5 protein-coding genes are annotated in these 22,921 nt (G+C 74.9%); all 5 read right to left on the bottom strand.

All coding sequences use genetic code 11. The features are described from left to right. Positions 1 to 131: 131 nt before the first annotated feature. Positions 132 to 6,809, bottom strand: coding sequence for a type I polyketide synthase (locus CP977_RS05560; RefSeq protein ID WP_244412629.1), 6,678 nt, complete (start codon positions 6,807 to 6,809; stop codon positions 132 to 134). Positions 6,810 to 6,877: 68 nt separating this feature from the next. After that, positions 6,878 to 19,393 carry a type I polyketide synthase gene (locus CP977_RS05555; RefSeq protein ID WP_152369717.1) on the bottom strand — a complete coding sequence of 4,172 codons (12,516 nt, stop codon included), beginning with the start codon at positions 19,391 to 19,393 and terminating at the stop codon, positions 6,878 to 6,880. Positions 19,394 to 19,498: 105 nt separating this feature from the next. Further along, the gene (locus tag CP977_RS05550) at positions 19,499 to 20,332 is read right to left on the bottom strand and encodes a thioesterase II family protein (RefSeq protein WP_152369716.1); all 834 of its coding nucleotides are present in this window, start codon (positions 20,330 to 20,332) and stop codon (positions 19,499 to 19,501) included. Continuing rightward, positions 20,329 to 20,571 (bottom strand): acyl carrier protein, encoded by a 243-nt coding sequence (locus tag CP977_RS05545; protein ID WP_062758140.1) that lies wholly within the window; start codon positions 20,569 to 20,571, stop codon positions 20,329 to 20,331. The genes CP977_RS05550 and CP977_RS05545 overlap by 4 nt, the downstream gene beginning before the upstream one ends. Continuing rightward, positions 20,568 to 22,463 (bottom strand): HAD-IIIC family phosphatase, encoded by a 1,896-nt coding sequence (locus CP977_RS05540; protein ID WP_152369715.1) that lies wholly within the window; start codon positions 22,461 to 22,463, stop codon positions 20,568 to 20,570. Before CP977_RS05540 ends, CP977_RS05545 begins: the two co-directional genes overlap by 4 nt. Between the last annotated feature and the right edge of the window lie 458 nt (positions 22,464 to 22,921).

The following is a 22,921-nucleotide window of genomic DNA, read 5'->3' as shown; positions in this document are numbered from 1 at the left end:
TTCGGCATCTCCTCGAGGAGCTAAACGGGGACGTTCCACGATTCTCTCCGAACATACAGGGACCGTCCCCGTTTAGCAATCGACGGCGGCGCCGGGGCAGTTGGCGCCGCCGTCGACGTGCGTCCGGCGGCTCAGTTGACGCCGAGCTCCCGGTCGATGAAGTCGAAGAGGTCGTCGTCGGACGCCTCCTTCAACTCCACCGCGTTCGCCTCCACCGCGTCACCGGCCTCGGACTCCAGGCGCAGCAGCAGATCGCGCACCCGGCCGGTCAGCCGGCCGCGACCGCCCTCGCCCGCGCCCAGCGACACGAGCCGCGCCTCGATCCGGTCGAGCTCGGCCAGGGCCGACGCCACCGGGTCCTCCTCCGCCGGGGCGAGGGCCGTCAGCAGGTGCCGGGCGAGTGCCAGCGGCGTCGGATGGTCGAACACCAGCGTGCTCGGCAGCCGGAGACCCAGCTCCGCGTTGAGCCGGTTGCGCAGCTCCACCGAGGTCAGCGAGTCGAAGCCCAGCTCCTTGAAGGGCCGCTCGGTGCCGACGCCGGCCGCGTCCGTGTGCCCGAGCACCGTCGCCGCGTGGCCGCGCACCAGGCCGAGCAGCAGGTCGAGACGCTCGGGACCGGCCAGCGCGGCGAGCCGCTCCCGGACCCCGGCCCCGCCGTCCGCGCCGGCCGACGCGCCGCCCGCCGCCTTCCGTACCGTCCGGCCCTCGCCGGCCAGCTCGCCGAAGAGCGCCGGCAGCGAGCCCGCCCGGGCCCGTGACCGCAGCGCCGCCCGATCGAGCCCGACCCCCACGGCCAGCGGCTGCCGGCCTTCGAGCGCCGCGTCGAAGAGTGCGAGCCCCTCCTCGGTGCCCAGCGGCAGGATGCCGTCCCGCGCCATCCGCGCCAGATCCGCGTCCCCGAGCTTCTCCGTCAGCGAGCTGCGCTCGTTCCAGAGTCCCCAGGCGAGGCTGGTGGCGGGTTGTCCGTGGGTGTGGCGGTGGTGGGCGAGGGCGTCGAGGAAGGTGTTGGCGGCGGCGTAGTTGGCTTGGCCGGGGGTGCCGGTGAGGCCGGAGAGGCTGGAGTAGAGGAGGAAGTGGGTGAGGGGGTGGTTGTGGGTGGTGGTGTGGAGGTGCCAGGCGGTGTGGGCTTTGGGGTTGAGGGTGGTGTGGAGGTGGGTGGGTGTTTGGTGGTGGAGGGGGGTGTCGTGGGTGGTGCCTGCGGTGTGGATGACGGTGGTGAGGGGGTGTTGGGTGGGGATGGTGGTGAGGAGGTGGGTGAGGTGGTCGGGGTTGGTGGTGTCGCAGGCTTCGATGCGGATGTGGACGCCGAGTCGGGTGAGTTCGGTGGTGAGTTGGGTGGCGCCGGGGGCGTCGGGTCCGCGTCGGCTGGTGAGGATGAGGTGGCGTGCGCCGTGTTTGGTCACGAGGTGGCGGGCGAGGAGGCTGCCGAGCGCGCCGGTGCCGCCGGTGATGAGCACCGTCCCCTCCGGATCCGGCGGAGCCGGCAGCGTCAGGACCGCCTTGCCCGTGTGCCGGGCCTGGCTCAGATACCGCAGGGCCTCCGGCGCGTGGCTCACGTCCCACGCGGTCACCGGCAGCCGCCGCAGCTCCCCGGACTCGAACAGCCGCACCAGCTCGACCAGCATCTCCTGGACCCGCTCCGGCTCCACCCGCATCAGGTCGTACGCGGTGTAGGACACGCCCGCGTGCCGCTCCCGCACCTCGGCCTCGTCACGGATGTCCGTCTTGCCCATCTCCAGGAACCGGCCGCCCGGCGCGAGCAGCCGCAGCGACGCGTCCACGAACTCCTGCGCCAGCGAGTTCAGCACCACGTCGAAGCCCCGGCCGCCGGTGGCCGCCCGGTACTGCTCCTCGAAGTCGAGCGTCCGGGTGGAGGCGATGCGGTCCTCGGCCACGCCCAGCGAACGCAGCACGTCCCACTTGGGCCTGCTCGCCGTGCCGTAGACCTCCAGGCCCCAGTGGTGCGCGAGCTGCAGCGCGGCCATGCCGACGCCGCCGGTCGCCGCGTGCACGAGCAGCGACTCGCCCCGGCGCACCTCGGCCAGGTCCTCCAGGCCGAAGTACGCGGTGAGGAACACGACCGGGATCACCGCCGCGTCCGTGAACGTCCAGCCCCGCGGCATCCGGGTCACCCAGCGGTGGTCGGTCACCGCGACGGGACCGATCGCGCCCAGCGGGAACAGCCCCATCACCCGGTCGCCGACCGCCACCGAGGTCACGCCGGGCCCCGTCTCCAGGACGACACCGGCCGCCTCGCCGCCGATCCGCGCCTCGTCGCCCGGGTACATCCCGAGACCCACGAGGACGTCACGGAAGTTCAGCCCCGCGGCCCGCACCCGGACCCGCACCTCGCCGTGGCCCAGCGGCGCGCCCGCCTCCGGGGCGGGCAGCAGCGCCAGATTCCCCAGGGTGCCGGAGCTGTGCACGTCGAGCCGCCAGAACGGGGTGTCCTTCGGCGGCACCAGCACCTCGGGCGCCCGGTCGGCCCGCACCAGACGGGGCGCGTAGACACCGCCGTCACGCACCGCGAGCTGGTGCTCGTCCCCGGCGAGCAGCGCCGACACGGCGGCGGCCAGCCCCTCCGTACGCTCCCCGGCGACGTCGTCGAGGTCCAACAGGCCGAACCGGCCGCTGTGTTCGGTGCGAGCCGCGCGCAGCAGGCCCCACACGGCGGACGCGGCCAGGTCCCGGATCTCCGGACCGGGCCTCGCGGCCACGGCGCCCCGGGTCACGGCCACGAACCGGGGCTCCGCCGGGGCGTCGGCCGGCCACTCCCACTCCAGCCAGTCCTGCGTCAGGGCGAGCGCCCGGCCGCTCAACGCCTCCACCCGCGACGGAAGTCCGGCGGCCGCCGTCAGGTCGTCCGCGGCCGGAGTCTCGTCGAGGAAGGTGGCGAGCACGACACCCGGCACCTCCGCGCCCGCCGCGACGGCCGCGTGCAGCGCGGCGGCGTCGGGGTGGGCCGGCGCGCCGAGCGCCACGGCCAGGCCCAGCGGGTCCGGGCCGAGCACGGCGACCGCCTCCGGCGACGGGGCCGGCGTCCCGGCCGAGGGCAGCGGCTTCCAGTCGACCAGGAGCAGCGGCGTCCGCCCGGCACCCGGCCCGTCCGCGCCGGCCGGGAGATCGGCCGGCGCGCCGGCCCGCGCGGTCACGGCCGCCACCGTGGCGACCGGAGCGCCCGCCGGATCGGTCAGCCACAGCCGTACGGTGTCCTCGCCGGTCCGGGTCAGCCGCAGCCGCACCCGGGTCGCCTCCACGGCGTGCAGCGTCACGCCCTGCCAGCTGAAGGGCAGCAGCACGCTCTCGGCGTCCTCGCCCATGACCTCGCGCGCCCACGGGTGGAGGGCGGCGTCGAGGAGGGCGGGGTGCAGGGTGTGCCCCGCGGCGTCGACGCCCTCGGGGAGCTCGATCTCGGCGTAGAGGTCGTCGCCGTCCCGCCAGAGCGCCGTGAGGCCCTGGAACGCGGGGCCGTAGGTGTAGCCGTGGGCGTGCAGCTCCTCGTACGCGCCCGTGAGGTCGACGCGCTCGCCCGGCGGCGGCCACGGCAGCTCCTCGGGCGCCTCGACCGTGTCCGACAGGGTGCCGGAGGCGTGCCGGGTCCAGGACTCGGCCTCGTCCGTGCGCGAGTGCACGGAGATCGTCCGGCTGCCGTCCCCGGCCGCCGGGCCCACCGTGACGTGCAGGGTCACCGGCGTGTCCGCCCGCAGCACCAGCGGGGACTCGAGGGTGAGGTCCTCCAGCGTGGGCGTGTCGGTGTGGCCGGCGGCGTGGAGAGCCAGGTCGGCGAGGGCGGTGCCGGGGAGGAGGGTGGTGCCGGAGATGGTGTGGTCGGCGAGCCAGGGGTGGGTGCGCGTCGAGATCCGGCCGGTGAACACCAGCTGGTCGCTGTCCGCGAGCGTCACCACGGCGCCGAGCAGCGGATGTTCGGAGGCCACGAGACCGGCGGACGCGACGTCCGTCGCCACCGTGCCGGGCGACAGCCAGAAGCGCTCGCGCTGGAAGGGGTAGGTGGGCAGGCCTTCCACGGAGGGTGCCGGGGTCTGGGGTTGCCAGGTGGTGGGGGTGTGGCCGGTGGTGTGGAGGCGGGCGAGTGCGGTGGTGAGGGTGGTGGGTTCGGGGGTGTTCTTGCGCAGGGTGGGTGTGAGGAGGGCTTCGGTTCCGTCCAGGGTCTGTTGGGCGAGTGCGGTGAGGGTGGTGTCGGGGCCGAGTTCGAGGTAGCGGGTGGTGTTGTTGGTCTGGAGGTGTTGGATGCCGGGGTGGAAGCGGACGGTTCCGCGGATGTGGCGGGCCCAGTAGTGGGGGGAGCGGAGGTCGTCGTCGGTGGCGGGCAGGCCGGTGATGTTGGAGATGACGGGGATCTTCGGGGGGTGGAAGGTCAGGCCGCTGATCGCCGTGCGGAACTCCTCCAGGACCTCGTCCATGTGGGGTGAGTGGAAGGCGTGGCTGACCGTCAGGCGGGTGGTTTTGCGGCCCAGCGCCGCGAAGTGCTGCGCCACCGCCTCGGCCGCGCTCCGGGAGCCGGAGATCACCGTGGCCTCCGGCCCGTTCACGGCCGCGACGTCCAGATCGCCCTCGACACCGGCGAGGACCTCCCGCACCTCCTCCTCCGAGGCGCGCACGGCGAGCATCGCACCGTCGCCACGGGCGGCCTGCATCAGCCGGCCGCGTACCGCGACGAGCGTGACGGCGTCGGGAAGGTCCAGGACGCCGGCGGCGTGCGCGGCGGCGATCTCTCCGATGGAGTGGCCGATCAGCGTGTCGGGGACCAGGCCGTGGTGTTCCAGGGTGCGGTGGAGCGCGGTCTGGAGGGTGAAGAGCGCGGCCTGCGCGTACTGCGTCCGGTTGAGCGTCGCCGCGTCCTGGCCCCACATCACCTCGTGCAGCGGCCGGTCCAGGATCGCGTCGAAGCGGTCGCACACCTCGTCGAACGCGGCGGCGAACACCGGGTGGGACTCGTACAGTTCGCGTCCCATGCCGGGGCGCTGGCTGCCCTGGCCGGTGAAGAGGAAGGCCGTCTTGCCGGTGAGGACGGAACCGGTCGTCAGTCCGGCGGCCTCGGAGCCGTCGGCGAGCGCGTCCAGGGCGGTGAGCAGCGCCTCGCGTCCGTCCGCCGCGTCGACGACGGCGCGGTGGTCGAAACGGGTACGGGCCGCGAGCGCCGCCGCGACGTCCTGCGGCGGGGTGTCGGGGTGCTCGGTGGCGTACGTGTGGAGCCGGCGTGCCTGGTCGCGCAGGGCCTGCTCGCTCTTCGCCGACAACAGCCACGGAAGGGCGGTGAGCGCGGTGGCCCCGTCCGAGGGCTCCGGGGTGTCGGCCGTGGGGGCCGTGGCATCCGCCGTCTCACGCCCGGCCGGCTCGCCGCCGGGCTGCTCGGCGTGCCGCTCGACCAGCAGCTCCGTCGCCTGCTCGATCACGACGTGCGCGTTGGTGCCGCTGATGCCGAACGACGACACGGCGGCCCGCAGCGGAGCCGTGTCGGCGGCCTTCCACGGCTGTTCCTCGGTGAGCAGCCGTACGGTGCCCGCCGACCAGTCGACGTGGTCCGTCGGCCGGTCGACGTGCAGCGTGCGCGGCAGCGTGCCGTTGCGCATCGCCATCACCATCTTGATGACGCCGCCGACCCCCGCCGCCGCCTGCGTGTGGCCGATGTTCGACTTCAACGAGCCGAGCCACAGGGGGCGTTCGGCGTCGCGCTCGCGCCCGTACGTGTTGATCAGGGCCTGGGCCTCGATCGGGTCGCCGAGCGTGGTGCCGGTGCCGTGCGCCTCGACCGCGTCCACCTGGTCGGAGGTCAGCCGGGCGTTGGCGAGCGCCTGGCGGATGACCCGCTCCTGGGAGGGACCGTTCGGCGCCGTCAGCCGGCCGCTCGCGCCGTCCTGGTTGGTCGCGGTGCCGCGTACGACGGCGAGGACGGGGTGGCCGTTGCGGACGGCGTCGGAGAGCCGTTCGACGAGCAGCAGGCCGACGCCCTCGCTCCAGCCGGTGCCGTCGGCCGCCGCCGAGAAGGCCTTGCAGCGCCCGTCGGCGGACAGACCGCGCTGACGGCTGAACTCCACGAAGGTGTTGGGCGTGGCCATCACCGTCGCACCGCCCGCCAGGGCCAGCGAGCACTCGCCCTGCCGCAGCGACTGCACCGCGAGGTGCAGCGCCACCAGGGACGAGGAGCAGGCCGTGTCCACGGACACCGCGGGGCCTTCGAGGCCGTAGACGTAGGCGAGGCGGCCCGAGGCCACGCTGCCGAGACTGCCGCCGGCGAGATAGCCCTCGTACTCCTCGGGGGCCGGCCGCAGCCGCGAGGCGTAGTCGTTGTACATCACCCCGGCGAAGACGCCGGTGTCGCTGCCGCGCAGGGTCGTCGGGTCGATGCCCGCCCGCTCGAACGCCTCCCAGGCCGTCTCCAGGAGCAGCCGCTGCTGCGGGTCGGTGGCCATCGCCTCGCGCGGGCTCAGCCCGAAGAAGGACGCGTCCGCCCGCGCCGCGTCGTACAGGAACCCGCCGCGGGCCGTCGTCGACCTGCCGACGGCCTCCGGGTCCGGGTCGTACAGGTCCTCGTCCCAGCCGCGGTCGTCCGGGAACGGGCCGATGGCGTCGGTGCCCTCGCTGACCAGCTTCCACAGGTCCTCGGGCGAGGACACCCCGCCCGGGTAGCGGCAGGCCATGCCGACGATCGCGATCGGCTCGTGCCGGGCCCCCTCGATCTCCGAGATCCGGCGGCGCGCCAGCCTCAGGTCGGTGGTCGCGCGCTTGAGGTAGTCGCGCAGTCTGTCTTCGTTGTTCGCCACGTTCGCCACGGGAGCGTTGTTCGCCACGGGAGCTCAACCTTCACTGCTGTCGAAAGGAGGGATGGACGGGACGGCGCCGGGCGCCGGGGCGGAGGTCAGGACGGGCCGAGCTCCTTGTCGAGGGCTTCGAAGAGCTCGTCGTCCGTCGCGGAGTCGAGGTCGTGGGCCGCCGGTTCGCCGAGGGCGGCGCTCACGTCGTGCCAGCCCCGCAGGACCGACTGCAGCCGCCGGGTGATCTCGGCCGCCTCCGCCGCGTCCCGCGCGGCGGTCCCCGCCGAGTGCCGCCGCAGCAGCTCCTCCAGGTGCCCGATCGCCTCCAGGGGATCGGCCGGCCCCGCGGACCCCGTCGGGGAGGCCGTCACGGCCAGCTCGTCGAGCAGGTGCCGGGCGAGCGCCGCCGGCGTGGGGTGGTCGAAGACCACCGTCGTCGGCAGCCGCAGCCCCGTCACGGCGCCCAGCCGGTTGCGGAACTCCACCGCCGTCAGCGAGTCGAAGCCGAGGTCCAGGAGCCCGCGTTCCGCGTCGATCCGGTCCGGCGAACCGTGCCCGAGGACCGCCGCCACGTGCTCCCGCACCAGAGCGAGCACCAGCTCCTCGCGCCCCTCCGCCGGTGCCGCCGCGAGCCGGTCCGCGAGCGGCACCGCGCCTCCGGCGCCCCGGGCACCCGTGCCCGCCGCGGCACCGCGCCGCGCGGGCCCGCCGCGCACCAGGCCGAGCAGCGGCTCCGGGCCCGTCCCGGCGGCCGCGAGGGTCCGCAGGGCGTTCAGGTCCAGCCGCGCCGGATAGAGCAGCGCCTCCGTCGAACCGAGCGCCGTGTCCAGCATCCGCAGCGCCTCCTCCGGAGGCATCGGCACGATCCCGGAGCGGCGCAGCCGCGCGAGGTCCGTCGCGGTCAGCCGCTCGCCCATGCCGCCCTCGTTCCAGAGTCCCCAGGCGAGGCTGGTGGCGGGTTGTCCGTGGGTGTGGCGGTGGTGGGCGAGGGCGTCGAGGAAGGTGTTGGCGGCGGCGTAGTTGGCTTGGCCGGGGGTGCCGGTGAGGCCGGAGAGGCTGGAGTAGAGGAGGAAGTGGGTGAGGGGGTGGTTGTGGGTGGTGGTGTGGAGGTGCCAGGCGGTGTGGGCTTTGGGGTTGAGGGTGGTGTGGAGGTGGGTGGGTGTTTGGTGGTGGAGGGGGGTGTCGTGGGTGGTGCCTGCGGTGTGGATGACGGTGGTGAGGGGGTGTTGGGTGGGGATGGTGGTGAGGAGGTGGGTGAGGTGGTCGGGGTTGGTGGTGTCGCAGGCTTCGATGCGGATGTGGGCGCCGAGTCGGGTGAGTTCGGTGGTGAGTTGGGTGGCGCCGGGGGCGTCGGGTCCGCGTCGGCTGGTGAGGATGAGGTGGCGTGCGCCGTGTTTGGTCACGAGGTGGCGGGCGAGGAGGCTGCCGAGCGCGCCGGTGCCGCCGGTGATGAGCACCGTCCCCTCCGGATCGAACCGTCCCGCGGCCGGCGCGCCCTCGGAGCCCGCCGTCCCTTCGGCGCGGGCCAGCGTCGGTGCGAACAGCCGCCCGTCCCGTACGGCCACTTCGCCGCGCCCGGAGGCGACGACGGCCGGCAGCGACTCCGCCTCCGCCGCCCAGTCGCCCCCGGATCCGCCCACGGCACCGTCGGCGGCAGGCACGGGCGGGAGGTCCACCAGCGTGAACAGGCCCTCGGTCTCCTGCCGCGCGGTCCGCAGCAGACCCCACACCGTCGACACGCCCGGTGAGGTCACCCGGGGGTCCGGCCCCGCCGCGACGGCGCCGCTCGTGACCATGAGGAGCCTGGTGCCGGCGAGGCGGTCGTCGGACAGCCACTCCTGCACCACGGCCAGCGCGTCGACCGCCGTCGCGTCGGCGGTGGCGAGCACGTCCGCGCCGTCCTCCCGCCAGGGCAGCACGACCACCGACGGCACGGGACCGCCCGCGTCCAGCGCGGCCCGCAGCCCCGCGAGGTCCGCGTGCCGGGCCCGGACGCCCAGCCGGTCGGCCACCGCGTCACCGTGCTTCCCGAGCGTCGCCCACGACGCGGCCGGCGCCTCCGGATCCGTCGGCCGCTCCGAGGGAACCTGCCGCCAGCGCAGCACGTACAGCGGATCGCGGGAGCCGCCCGAGGCCCGGGCGAGCGCGCCCGGGTCCACGGTGCGCAGGGCCAGTTCGGCCACCTCCGCCACCGGAGCACCGGTCGCGTCGGCCAGCGTCAGGGCCGCCGTGTCCGGCCCGGTCCTGCGCAGCCGCACCCGCAGCGACCGGGCCCCCTCGGCGTACGCCGAGACGCCGGACCAGCTGAACGGCACCCGCAGCGGCGCCTCCGGGTCGGCCACGAGCAGGGCGTGCAGCGCGGCGTCGAGCAGCGCGGGATGCAGCACGTGACCCGCGGTGGCGTCCTCCTCGGCGTCGTCGGGCAGGGCGACCTCGGCGTACAGGTCGTCGCCGTCCCGCCACAGGCCCGTGAGGCCCTGGAACAACGGCCCGTACGCGTACCCGCGCCCGGCGAGCGCGTCGTAGGCGTCGGTGAGGTCCACCCGCTCGCCGGCCGGCGGCCAGGAGAGGTGCTCCACGGCCGCGCCGTCGGGTGCACCGGTGAGCGTGCCGGTCGCGTGCCGGGTCCAGTCCGCCCCGTCACCGGCCCCGGTGGTCTCCTCGCCGCCGTCCGCGGGGCGGGCGTGCACCGCGAGCGGCCTGCGGCCCGTCTCGTCGGGCGCGCCGACCCTCACCTGGAGGTCGACGGAGCCCGTCTCGGGCAGCACCAGCGGGGCCTCCAGGGTGAGGTCGCCGACCGACCCGGCCGCCGCGAGGTCCGCCGCGTGCAGCGCCAGGTCGACCAGGGCCGCGCCGGGCAGCAGCACCGCCCCGCCGACCGCGTGCTCCTCCAGCCACGGGTGGCCGCGCCGGGACAGCCGCCCGGTCAGCACGAACCCGTCGTCGTCGGCGAGCCGGACCGCGCCGTCCAGCAGCGCGTGCCCGGACCCGGCGCCGCCCGACCGCTCCGCGCGGCGGGTGAGCCAGAAGTGGTCCCGCCGGAAGGGGTAGGTCGGCAGGTCCTCGGGGCGCGCCGGGGTGCGGTCCGGCCGCCAGTCCGCAGGGGAGGCCCCGCCGACGTGCAGCCGGGCCAGGGCCGCGCCGAACGTGCCCGCCTCGTCGCCGCCGCGCCGCAGGGCCGGGGCGAGCACGGCGGCACCGGACAGCGTCTGCCGGGCCAGGGCCGTCAGGATCGCGTCCGGACCGAGCTCGACGTACCGCACGACGCCGCTCTCCTCCAGGGCCCGGACGTGGTCGGTGAAGCGGACGGTGTCACGGATGTGCGCCGTCCAGTAGGCCGCGGTCGTCGGATCGCCGCTCATGACGAGCGGGACCGACGGCTGCCGGAAGCGGATCCCCGCGACGGCCTCCTCGAACGCGCGGAGCATCGGTTCCATGAGCGGCGAGTGGAAGGCGTGACCGACCTTGAGCCGGGTGGTGCGCCGGCCGAGCGCGGCGAACGCGTCGCGCACCGCGAGCGCGTCCTCCTCGACGCCCGACACCACGGTGGAGTCGGGCGCGTTGAGCGCGGCGACGGACAGCCCCGGGGTGAGGTGCGGCAGCACCTCCTCCTCGGTCGCCTGGACCGCGACCATCGCGCCGCCCGCCGGCAGCGCCTGCATGAGCCGGCCGCGGACCGTGACGAGCCGGGCCGCGTCCTCCAGGTCGAGGACGCCGGCGGCGTGCGCGGCGGCGATCTCGCCGATGGAGTGGCCCGCCAGCCGGTCCGGGACGACGCCCCGGTGCTCGAGGGCCCGGTGGAGCGCGGTCTGCAGGGCGAACAGGGCCGGCTGGGTGTACTCGGTGCGGTTCAGGAGCTCCGCGTCCTCGCCCCACATCACCTCCCGCAGCGGACGGTCGAGGTGCCGGTCGAGCGCCGCGAGCGCCTCGTCGAGGGCGGCGGCGAACACCGGGTCGACGGCGTGGAGTTCCCGTCCCATGCCGAGCCGCTGGCTGCCCTGCCCGGTGAACAGGAACGCGGTGCCGCCGGTGAGCGCGGTGCCCGCGGTCAGACCCGGGGCCTCCCTGCCCTCGGCGAGTGCGTCGAGGGCGGTGAGGAGGGACGTGCGGTCGTCGGCGGCGATGACGGCGCGGTGGTCGAAGCGGGCGCGGGTGGCGAGTGTGGCGGCGATCTGCTGTGCGGGTACTTCGGGGTGTTCGGTGGTGTAGGTGTGGAGCCGGCGGGCCTGGTCGCGCAGGGCTTGCTCGCTCTTGGCCGACAGCAGCCAGGGCAGGTCGGGGAGTTCGGTGTCATCGGCGGCGCCGGTGCCTTCCGGGGCCTGTTCGATGATCACGTGGGCGTTGGTGCCGCTGATGCCGAAGGACGAGACGCCCGCCCGGCGCGGCTCCCGGTCGGCCGGCAGCCAGGGCCGGTTCTCGGTGAGCAGCCGTACGGTGCCGTCGGACCAGTCGACGTGATCCGTCGGGTCCTCCGCGTGCAGGGTCCTGGGCAGCACCTCGTTCCGCATCGCCATGATCATCTTGATGACGCCGCCGACTCCCGCCGCGGCCTGCGCGTGCCCGATGTTGGACTTCAACGAGCCGAGCCAGAGGGGGTGTTCGGCGTCGCGTTCCGTGCCGTAGGTGTTGATGAGGGCCTGGGCCTCGATCGGGTCGCCGAGGCGGGTGCCGGTGCCGTGGGCCTCGACCGCGTCGACCTGGCCGGCGGTCAGGCGCGCGTTGGCCAGGGCCTGGCGGATCACCCGCTCCTGCGAAGGGCCGTTCGGCGCGGTCAGACCGTTGCTCGCGCCGTCCTGGTTGGTGGCCGTGCCCCGCACCAGGGCGAGGACCGGGTGCCCGTTGCGGCGCGCGTCGGAGAGCCGCTCCAGGAGCAGCAGGCCGACGCCCTCGCTCCAGCCGGTGCCGTCGGCGGCGCTGGAGAACGACTTGCAGCGGCCGTCCGGCGAGAGACCGCGCTGCCGGCTGAACTCCACGAACGTGCCCGGAGTCGCCATCACCGTCGCGCCGCCGGCCAGGGCCAGCGAGCACTCGCCCTGCCGCAGCGACTGCGCGGCCAGGTGCAGTGCCACCAGCGACGACGAGCACGCCGTGTCCACGGTGATCGCCGGACCCTCCAGGCCGTACGTGTAGGCGATCCGGCCCGACACCACGCTCCCGAGCGTGCCCGTCAGGAGGATGCCCTCCAACTCCTCCGGCATCTGCTGCACGTGCGGCGCGTAGTCGTGGTACATCGTGCCCGCGAACACGCCCGTGTCGCTGCCGCGCACCTCGCCCGGGTCGATGCCGGCCCGCTCGAAGGTCTCCCAGGCCGTCTCCAGGAGCAGCCGCTGCTGCGGGTCCATGGCCGTCGCCTCGCGCGGGCTGATGCCGAAGAACTCGGCGTCGAACTCGCCCGCGCGGTACAGGAACCCGCCCTGGTCGGTGCTGGACCTGCCGACCGCCTCCGGGTCGGGGTCGTACAGGTTCTCCAGATCCCAGCCGCGGTCCCCGGGGAACGGCCCGATCGCGTCCGTGCCCTCGCTCACCAGGCGCCACAGGTCCTCGGGCGAGGACACCCCGCCGGGGAACCGGCAGGCCATGCCGACGATCGCGATCGGCTCGTACGCGTCGTCCGACCCGGCCCCGGCCGCGGGCCGCGCCGCCCGGACGAGCGCGGAACCACCGGACGCCCCCCGCGCTCCCGAGGAGGTGAGCCGCTCCCGCAGGTGCGCCACCAGGGCCCGCGGCGAGGGGTGGTCGAAGATAAGGGTGGCCGAGAGGCGCAGCCCCGTCGCCGCGTTGATCCGGTTGCGCAGCTCCACCGCGCTCAGCGAGTCGAAGCCCAGGTCCTTGAACCCGGAGGTGACGTCCACGGCCGCCGCCGACGCGTGACCGAGCACCGCGGCCGCCTGCTCCCGCACCAGCTCCGTGATCCTGCGCCGCTGCCCGGCCTCGTCGAGACCGGCGAGCTCGGCCGCCAGACCGCCGGCGGCGGGCGCGGCGGCGGCCACCCGGCGCAGCGGCGCGCGGACCAGACCGCGCAGCAGCGGCGGCACGCCGTCGGCCGCCGCCCGCGCCCGTACCGCCGCCAGGTCGAGGCGCGCGGGCACGAGCAGCGGTTCCGGACGCCCGAAGGCCGCGTCGAACAGGGCGAGGCCCTCGTCCTCCGTCATCGCCACCACCCCGGACCGGGCCATCCGGGCCAGGTCGGAGCCGCCGAGCTTCTCGCCCATGCCGCCCTCGCCCCACAGGCCCCACGCCAGCGCGGTCGCCGGAAGGCCGAGCGCGCGGCGGTGGTGGGCGAGGGCGTCGAGGTAGGTGTTCGCGGCGGCGTAGTTCGCCTGACCGGCCGTGCCGATCAGGCCCGACACCGAGGAGTAGACGACGAACGCCGCCAGGTCCAGGCCCGCGGTCAGCTCGTGGAGGTGGAAGGCGGCCTCCGCCTTCGGACGCATCACGGTGTCGAGCCGCTCCGCCGACAGCGCGGTGACCACGCCGTCGTCCAGGACACCGGCCGTGTGCACGACCGCGGTCAGCGGGTGCTCGGCGGGCACCGACGCGACGAGGGCCGCGAGCGCCTCCCGGTCGGCGGTGTCGCAGGCCACGACCCGCGCCTCGGCACCGGCCTCGGCGAGCCGGGCGACGAGTTCGTCCGCACCGGGTGCCTCCGGGCCGCGCCGGCTGGTGAGCAGCAGACGCCGTACGCCGTGTCGGACGACCAGGTGCTCGGCGAGCAGCCGCCCGAGCCGCCCGAAGGCGCCGGTGATCAGGACGGTGCCGTCCGCGGCGAGGGGCGCGGAAGGCGCGGAGGAATCGGTGGGCGCCGAAACATCGGTCGTGGTGGACGGGGCCGTCGTGGTGTCCTCCGCGACCCGGGCCAGCCGGGGCACCAGGACCTCGCCCGCGCGGACCGCGCTCTGCGGCTCCCCGGACGCGATCACGGCCCGCAGCCGCTCCCGCGACTCGGCGGCCCCGTCGACGTCCACGAGCGCGAAACGGCCCGGGTACTCGGACTGCGCCGAACGCAGCAGGCCCCACAGGGGCGCGGCGACCAGGCCCCACGTCGTCACCTCGGGCACTGCGCCCGGGGCTGCGGGCTCCGTGGCGGTGCCCACGGCGTCCCGCGTGACGACCAGCATCCGGGTGTCCGCGAACCGCTCGTCGGCGAGCAGCGCCCGCACCGCCGCCAGCGCCTCGTGCGCGACCCCGCGGGCCTCCGCCGACGGGAACTCCGGGCCGGAGCCGGTCGTCACGGCCGCGTGCACGACGAGCCCGGGGACGGTCGCCGCACCGGCGTCCAGAGCCGCCCGCAGCGCGTCCAGGGAGGTGTACGCCTCGGCGCCGAGCGCGACGGCGAGTTCGCCGGCCCCGGGCGAGGAACCCAGCACCACCCGGCGCTCGCCGTCGTCGTGGCCCTCGGCCCCGGCGGCCACGGACGGCTGCCAGGCGACCGTGAACAGCGGCTGACGGCGCCCGCCGTCGGCGAGCCGACCGGCCTCCGCCCGGCGCAGCACCAGCGACTCGACGACCGCGACCGGCGCGCCCGCCGGATCGTCCAGCCGGAGCGTGACACCGCCCTCGGCGGACGGGGCCGCGTGCACCCGCAGCCGGGTCGCACCCGTCGAGTACAGGGTCACGCCGCCGAAGCCGAACGGCAGCAGACCCTCGGCGCCGTCGACCAGCGGGTGGAGCGCGGCGTCGAGCAGCGCCGGATGGAGGGTGTGGCCGGTGGTGTCGACGCCCTCGGGGAGTTCGATCTCGGCGTGGAAGTCGTCGCCGTCCCGCCAGAGGGCGGTCAGCCCCCGGAACGTCGGACCGTACGCGTATCCGTGCGCGTCGAGCCGCTCGTACGCGCCCGTGAGATCGACCCGCTCGCCCGGCGGCGGCCACGCGATCGGCTCGGGAGCCGGGGCGGCGTCCGTGAGCGTGCCCGAGGCGTGCCGGGTCCACGGCTCCGACTCGTCCGTGCGCGAGTGCACGGTGATCGCCCGGCGGCCGGTTCGGTCCGCCGCCTCCACCGTCACCTGGAGGGTGACCGCGGTGTCCGCGCCCAGGGGGAGGGGGGATTCGAGGGTCAGCTCCTCCACCGTCCGCACCTGCGCGAGACCTGCGGCGTGGAGGGCGAGGTCCGTGAACGCGGTGCCGGGCAGGAGGGTGGTGCCGGAGATGGTGTGGTCGGCGAGCCAGGGGTGGGTACGCAGCGAGATCCGGCCCGTGAGGACCAGTTGGTCGCTGTCGGCGAGCGTCACCACGGCGCCGAGCAGCGCGTGATCAGTGGCGGTGAGCCCCGCGGCCGTGACGTCCGTGCCCGCCCGCCGCGGCGACAGCCAGTAGTGCTCGTGCTGGAAGGGGTAGGTGGGCAGGCCTTCCACGGAGGGTGTCGGGGTCTGGGGTTGCCAGGTGGTGGGGGTGTGGCCGGTGGTGTGGAGGCGGGCGAGTGCGGTGGTGAGGGTGGTGGGTTCGGGGGTGTTCTTGCGCAGGGTGGGTGTGAGGAGGGCTTCGGTTCCGTCCAGGGTCTGTTGGGCGAGTGCGGTGAGGGTGGTGTCGGGGCCGAGTTCGAGGTAGCGGGTAGTGTTGTTGGTCTGGAGGTGTTGGATGCCGGGGTGGAAGCGGACGGTTCCGCGGATGTGGCGGGCCCAGTAGTGGGGGGAGCGGAGGTCGTCGTCGGTGGCGGGCAGGCCGGTGATGTTGGAGATGACGGGGATCTTCGGGGGGTGGAAGGTCAGGCCGCTGATCGCTGTGCGGAACTCCTCCAGGACCTCGTCCATGTGGGGTGAGTGGAAGGCGTGACTGACCGACAGACGGTTCGTCTTGCGGCCCAGCGCCGCGAAGTGCTCCTGGAGCGCGACGACCTTCTCCGCGTCGCCCGAGACCACGAGCGAGCCGGGTGCGTTGAGCGCCGCGATGTCCACGCCCTCGGTGAGCAGCGGGACGACCTCGTCCTCGGTGGCCTGGAGGGCGAGCATGGCGCCGTCGTCACGGGCGGCCTGCATCAGCCGGCCGCGTACCGCGACGAGGGTGACGGCGTCGGTGAGGTCCAGGACGCCGGCGGCGTGGGCGGCGGCGATTTCGCCGATGGAGTGGCCGATGAGGGCGTCGGGGGTGAGTCCTTGGGCTTCCAGGGTGCGGTGGAGTGCGGTTTGGAGGGTGAAGAGGGCTGCTTGGGTGTACTGGGTCTGGTGGAGGGTGGTGGGGTCCTGGTTCCACATGACCTGGCGCAGGGGCTGGTCGAGGTGGGGGTCGAAGAGAGCGGTGATCTCGTCGAACGCGGTGGCGAACACGGGCTCGGATTCGTAGAGTTCGTGTCCCATGCCGGGGCGCTGGCTGCCCTGGCCGGTGAAGAGGAAGGCCGTCTTGCCGGTGAGTGCGGTGCCGGTGGTCAGGCCGGGGGCCTCGACGCCGTCGGCGAGTGCGGCGAGACCGGTGAGCAGGGCGTCGCGGTCGGTGGTGTGCAGGACGGCGCGGTGGTCGAAGCAAGTACGGGCCGCGAGCGCTCCCGCGATGTCCTGCGGCGGGGTGTCGGGGTGCTCGGTTGCGTACGTGTGCAGGAGACGGGCCTGGTCGCGCAGGGCCTGCTCGCTCTTCGCCGACAACAACCACGGAAGATCCGCGCGTTCGGTGTCCTCCACGGTCGCCGGGGCCTGCTCGATCACGACGTGCGCGTTCGTGCCGCTGATGCCGAACGACGACACACCCGCGCGCCGGGGCTCGCCCCCCGTCGCGTCCCAGGCCCGCTCCTCGGTGAGGAGTCGTACGGTGCCGTCCGACCAGTCCACGTGGTCCGTCGGCTCGTCGGCGTGCAGGGTCCGGGGAAGCACCCCGTTCCGCATCGCCATCACCATCTTGATGACGCCACCGACACCGGCGGCGGCCTGGGCGTGCCCGATGTTGGACTTCAACGAGCCGAGCCAGAGGGGGTGTTCGGCGTCGCGTTCCGTGCCGTAGGTGTTGATGAGGGCCTGGGCCTCGATCGGGTCGCCGAGCGTGGTGCCGGTGCCGTGCGCCTCGACCGCGTGGATCTGCCCCGCGCCGAGGTCCGCGTCGGCCAGCGCCTGGCGGATGACGGACTCCTGCGCGGGGCCGCTGGGTGCGGTGAGGCCGTTGCTCGCGCCGTCCTGGTTGGTCGCGGTGCCGCGTACGACGGCGAGGACGGGGTGGCCGTTGCGGACGGCGTCGGAGAGCCGCTCGACGAGCAGCAGACCGACGCCCTCGCTCCAGCCCGTACCGTCGGCCGCCGCAGAGAAGGCCTTGCAGCGCCCGTCCGGGGACAGTCCGCGCTGACGGCTGAACTCCACGAACATGCCGGGGCTCGCCATGATCGCGGCGCCGCCCGCGAGGGCGAGCGAGCACTCGCCCTGCCGCAGCGAGCGCACCGCGAGGTGCAGCGCCACCAGCGAGGAGGAGCAGGCCGTGTCCACCGTGATCGCCGGGCCTTCGAGGCCCAGGGTGTAGGCGATGCGACCGGAGGCGACGCTGCCGAACTGGCCCGTCAGGAGGTGCCCGTCGACACCGCCCTCGGCGGCGTCCGCGAGCCGAGGTCCGTACTCGAGGCCGTACGTGCCCGCGAAGACGCCGGTGTCGCTGCCGCGCAGGGTCGTCGGGTCGATGCCCGCCCGCTCGAACGCCTCCCAGGCCGTCTCCAGGAGCAGCCGCTGCTGCGGGTCCATGCCCGTCGCCTCGCGCGGACCGATGCCGAAGAAGCCGGCGTCGAACCCGCCCGCGTCGTAGAGGAATCCGCCCCGGGCCGTCGAGGACTTCCCGACGGCCTCCGGGTCCGGGTCGTACAGGTCCTCGTCCCAGTCCCGGTCCCCGGGGAACGGGCCGATGGCGTCGACGCCCTCGCTGACCAGCTTCCACAGGTCCTCGGGCGAGGACACCCCGCCCGGGTAGCGGCAGGCGATGCCGACGATCGCGATCGGCTCGCCGGGGTCGGCGTCCGCGCGGCGGCCCCTGGTCGCGGGCGTCCGGGCCGTCCCGTACAGCAGCGCGTGGAGGTGCGCGGCGAGAGCGGCGGGCGTGGGATGGTCGAAGGCGACGGCCACGGGCAGCCGCAGGCCGAGCGCCTCGGCCAGCCGGTTGCGCAGCGCGACCGCGGCCGAGGACTCGAGGCCGAGGTCGCGGAACGTGTCGTCGGGCCCGCCGGCGGGGGTGCCCCGGTCGACGCCGAGCGCGTCCGCGGTCTGCTCCCGTACGAGCTCCAGGAGGCGCCGACGGCGCTCGTCCTCGGTCGACGCGTCCAGTTCGGCGCGGAGCCCGGTGACGGAGCGGGCGGCCTCGGAGGCGTCCGCGGCGGTGTCGTACGGGGGAAGCTCCAGGGGTGCGGGCCCACCCGCGCGGTCCTCCTGGGGCGCCGCCGCCCGGGTCAGGTCGACGGGCAGGCCGTACGTCCACAGGCCGGCGAGCGCCTCCGACAGCGCCTGCCGCCCGTTGCGGCCGCGCACCAGCGACCCGGCCACCACGACGTCCGCCGCCAGACCGGTGTCCTCGACCGTCTCCTCGACGGCCATCTTGAGCACGGGATGCGGTCCGGCCTCCAGGAACGCGCCGTGACCGTCCGCGAGCAGCGCGCGCACCGCCGACTCGAAGCGCACCGGGCGGCGCAACTGGCCCGCCCAGTAGGCCCCGTCGAGCTCCGCCGTGTCCACCGCGGCGCCGAGCGCGGAGGAGTAGAAGGGGATCCGGGACGCGGCGGGCCGTACCGTCCGCAGCTCCGCGAGGAGCCGGTCCGTGATCGCGTCCACCTGCGCCACGTGGACCGGCACGTCGGACCGGATCCGGCGGGTCCGCACGCCCTCGGCGGCCAGCACCGCCTCCAGCTCGCCGAGCGCCGCCTCCTCGCCCGACACGGTCACCGAACCGGGGCCGTTGACGGCGGCGAGCCCCAGCCGGCCGCCCCACCGCGCGAGACGCTCCCGCATCTCCTCGGCGGGCAGCAGCACCGCCACGATGCCGTGGCCGCCCGCGAGCGCGTCGGTGAGGCCCGCACCCCACACCGACGCGATCCGCAGGGCCTCGGCCCGCGGCAACGCCCCGCTCGCGTACGCGGCGGCCATCTCGCCGATGCTGTGCCCGACCACCGCGACCGGCTCGACGCCCATCGAACGCCACTCCTCGGTCAGCGCGATCATGACGGCCACCAGAGCGGGCATCACGACGGCCGCGGAGTCCAGCTCCGGCGCCCCCTCGGCGCCCCGCAGGACGTCGAGCAGGTCCCAGCCGACCAGTGGCCGCAGCTCGTCTGCGCAGGCGGTGAGACTGGTCCGGAAGGCCTCGGAGCCGTCCAGCAGATCGACGCCCATGCCGTCCCAGTGCGCGCCGAACCCGGAGTAGACGAAGACGACGCCGGGTGCCGCGCCGTCCTCCGGAAGCCGGCCCCGCCGCACCTCCGCGCCGGCGTCCTCGACCCGCCCGGCGGCCAGGGCCCGCAGCCCCGCGAGCAGCTCGTCGCGGTCCCGTCCGACGACCACGGCCCGATGGTCCGAGGCCTCGTCGGCCGCCGTCAGGGCGGCCGCGGCCGACGCCGGGGACAGGCCGGTGAGGCCGTCGAGCAGCTCCGCGGCCGCGGTGGCGCGGGCTCGCAGCGAGGCCGGTCCGGGCGCCGAGACCGGCCACAGTACGACGGGGCGGGGTGCAGCAGTCATCGTCTACCGTCTCCGAGTTTCGGTGTGCGCGGGTTACAGGTCGAGCCGGGGGGAGGGGGTGGAAGAAGGGGCGCCGGGCGGAGCCCTCGGGACCGGGGGGAGCCCTCAGGACCGGGTGCTGTGCTCGGCGGCGAGCAGCGAGGCGACGAGCCGGAGCACGACGCCGGGTGCCGTGCGGTGGAAGAAGTGCCCGCCGGCCAGGGTGAACACCCGGAAGTCGGCCGTCGTGTGGCGGGCCCACTCGGCGGCGAGCCCCGGTGTCACCAGCGGGTCGCTGGACCCGGCGAGCGCGCGGACCGGGACCGGCAGCGGGTCGGGCGCCGTGGCGCCGCCCGGCCCCGAGGCGTGGCTGTGCACGAGGCTCAGGTCGTCGCGCAGCACGGCGACGGCGAGCCGGAGCCAGTCCGGGTAGCGCCGTACGAGGTCGGGCAGCCCGCCGAGACCGGCCATCCACGCCGTCAGCTCCTCGTCGGAGCGATGCTCCGGGGGGACGCCGTCGGCCGGGTGCGGCCGGTGCGGCGGCGGGCAGGCCCCGACGAGGAGCTGCCGGGGCGGGGTGAGGCCGCGCTCGACCCGCCGCCGGGTCAGCTCGTGGGCGACGATGCCGCCCATGCTGTGCCCGTAGAAGGCGTGGGGGGCGTCGAGCAGCGGGCCGAGGGCCTCGTCGAGTTCGTCGACGAGCCGCGCGAACTCGCGCAGCCTGGGCTCCTTGGCCCGGTGCTCGCGGCCGGGCAGCTGCACCGGCACGACGGCGACGCCGCCGCCCAGTCGCTCCTGCCAGCCGGAGAAGGAGGAGGCCGTGCCGCCCGCGTGGTGGAAGCAGAACAGCCGCAGCGGAGCCCGCGTCGGGTCCGGCTGCCGGGGCAGCAGGTACGGCGAGCGGGCCGGGCCCCGGCGGTCCGGCACGGTCGCGCCGGCCCCGGCGGAGGCGCCGGTCACGTCCCCGCCGTCCGTGCCGGCGCCGTGAGCACGAAGATGTCGTGGAGGCTGGACGCCTCCAGGACCTGCGCCATGGGCACCCGCTGCCCGGTCTCCCGCTCGATCGCGGTGAGCAGCGTCAGCAGATGGAGGGAGTCCCAGCCGGGGAGTTCGTCGAATCCGGCGCCGACGGTCGCGGGCGTGAGGGACAGACCGATCTCGTTCTCCACGAGGAGCAGGAAGTCGCCGAGGTTCTTCACTGGTGCAGCCCTCCGAGGCTCAGGGTCAGCCGGACGTGTTCCGGCGGCGCGGTGATGTCCGCCAGGTCGTGACGGAAGAGGACGGGCGAGCCGTCGGGGGCGCCGTCCGGGTCGACCGGCACGAAGCCGTTGGCGGGATAGAAGTCCCGCACCTTGCCGTTCTTGGCCGACGGCCGGTAGCCGGCCCGTGCCGCGCTCAGGCCCTGCTCACGGGCGTGGGCGAGCAGTGCCGAGAGGCAGGCCTGCTCGATGCCCCGGGCGAACACCCGGCAGCTGAGCAGGAAGTTGTCGATGACGAGGGCGTCGCCGTCGCGGTGGGCGAGGACGGCGCCGACGACGCCGTTGTCGCCGAACCGGTCGGCGGAGCGGACGGTGAGGACGAGGGAGCCCGGCGCGGCCGCCCGCTCGGCGACCTCGGCCTCCTGGAGCCGCTCGGTGGTCAGGTTGAACTGGTTCGTGCGCAAGGTCAGTTGGGACACGCGGGCCACCTCGTCGGGCGAGGCGTCCGCGAAGCGCACCTGGACGTCGAGCTCGCGCAGATAGGCGTCGAGTGACGAGAAGCTGTCCAGGAAGTCCTTGCGGTCCAGCTCCTCCCGGTACCGCTCGGGGCGCTTCAGGTCGTCGGCCGTGACGTCCCGCACGGTGAACCAGCCGTCCCGCAGCAGCTTCTCGACGTGCAGCGCCGGCTCGTCGTCGAGCGCGACCACCGCGACGTCCGGCAGCTCACGGGTGACGAGGCCGCACTCGTACGGACTGTCGTCGGCGAACACGAAGCTGTCGACGCCGAGGTTCAGGTCGGCGGCCAGCTCGCGCAGGTTGTCGTGCTTGGGGCGCCAGTTGGCGACCACGCGGACGAAGTCGTCCTCGCGCAGCGTCATGTCCGGGTGCCGGCCCAGCACCTCGCGCACCGGCTCCAGGTCGTTCTTGCTGACCGCGGCGAGCAGCACCCCCTGCGAGACGATCTGCCGCGCCGTGTGCTGCAGCCTGCGGAAGGCCTCGCCGCGGTAGGAGCCGGACACCTCGATGCCCTCGATCCCGTCGTCGCCGAGGACGCCGCCCCACACCGTGTTGTCCAGGTCGAGGATCAGGACCTTCTTCGACCGCCCGGTCGCCGCGCGGAACACGCCGGCCAGCTCGCCCGCGTACGCCGCCTGCGCCTGCGGCGACAGCTCGGTGTGCGTGTAGACGCCCAGCCGGTCGTCGCGCAGCGGCAGGTCCGCGCCGAGCAGCGGGTCGAGGTCGAGGACGGTCAGCGAGGGGTGCCCGTCCATCAGGCGCAGCAGACGCGCGTTGGCCTCCCGCCACACCGCGCCGAGCCGCGCCCGGTCGCGCAGCGCGACCAGCTGCGCCGGCCACTCGCGCGGCAGCGGAAGGGTGTTGAGGACCAGCGTGCCGCGGCCCGCGCCGTCGAACACGCCGGCGAGCCCGTCGAGCAGCCGCAGCTTCTCGTCGAAGACCCGGGCCACGTCGTCGGGCCGCCAGGGCCGGGGGACCTCGTCGAAGACGACGGAGGCGTCCAGGAGGCACACGACGGCGTCGGGTTTCGCCGCGTACAGCTCGCTCCCGGTGTCCGACAGGTCGAAGACGTAGCCGTCGAAGTCGGAGACGTGGGGGCGCAGCAGCAGTCCGTGCCGGGCCAGTTCGGCGGTGACCGGCGCGACCAGGCCGGACACGGTGCTGTGCCCGGTGAAGGCCACCGACACCACCGGTGTGTCCGGATGCTCGGCGAGCACGGCGTCCGGGCCGATGCGGGCCAGCAGGTTGCCCGCCCAGCGCCGCCCGGCGGCGTCGGCGGCGCCGACCAGCGCCCGTACCCTCGGATACTCGGCGGCGACCCGGCCCCGCTCGTGCAGCGACCGCAGCGTGTCGTCGTCGTCCGTCTTCTCGACCATTCCCAGCTCTCCCGTACGTCGGGTGCGACGTCGGCCATGCTTGGCGAGCGTTCTAAAGCCGCCCTTGCAGCCGCCTGTGCCGAGCCTTGCGGATCTTGCCTCGCGGGGCGGGGACGGAGCGGCGTCCGTGGGGCCGGGTCTTGTCGATCGGGTCATGACCCGATCGACGAGGCACCCCCTAGGGCCTGTCCGGCGGATCAGGGTCGGGTAGGCCCTAGGCGCTCTTAAGCCGTGGTTTGGCGGGCCCGCCTAGATTTTGCTCCGCGCCACGGCGCGATCGGCGGCCGGCCGCCCGGCGGACGTGCCGGCCTCCCCCCATGACCCGAATCACCGTTCGAGCACCGCCAGTTGGCGCGGACCTCCGGGGTACCGTCGTCCTGGAGCGCCCGTCCCCCATCGACGCCCCGGCACCCTGCCGCCGCCACGGGCCGGGACGCGGTCTTCCTGATCTCATGAGG

This window comes from Streptomyces cinereoruber, assembly GCF_009299385.1.
Classification (GTDB): domain Bacteria; phylum Actinomycetota; class Actinomycetes; order Streptomycetales; family Streptomycetaceae; genus Streptomyces; species Streptomyces bikiniensis.
The sequence above is the reverse complement of the archived record's forward strand: the minus strand, read 5'-3'. Positions and strand labels throughout refer to the sequence as shown.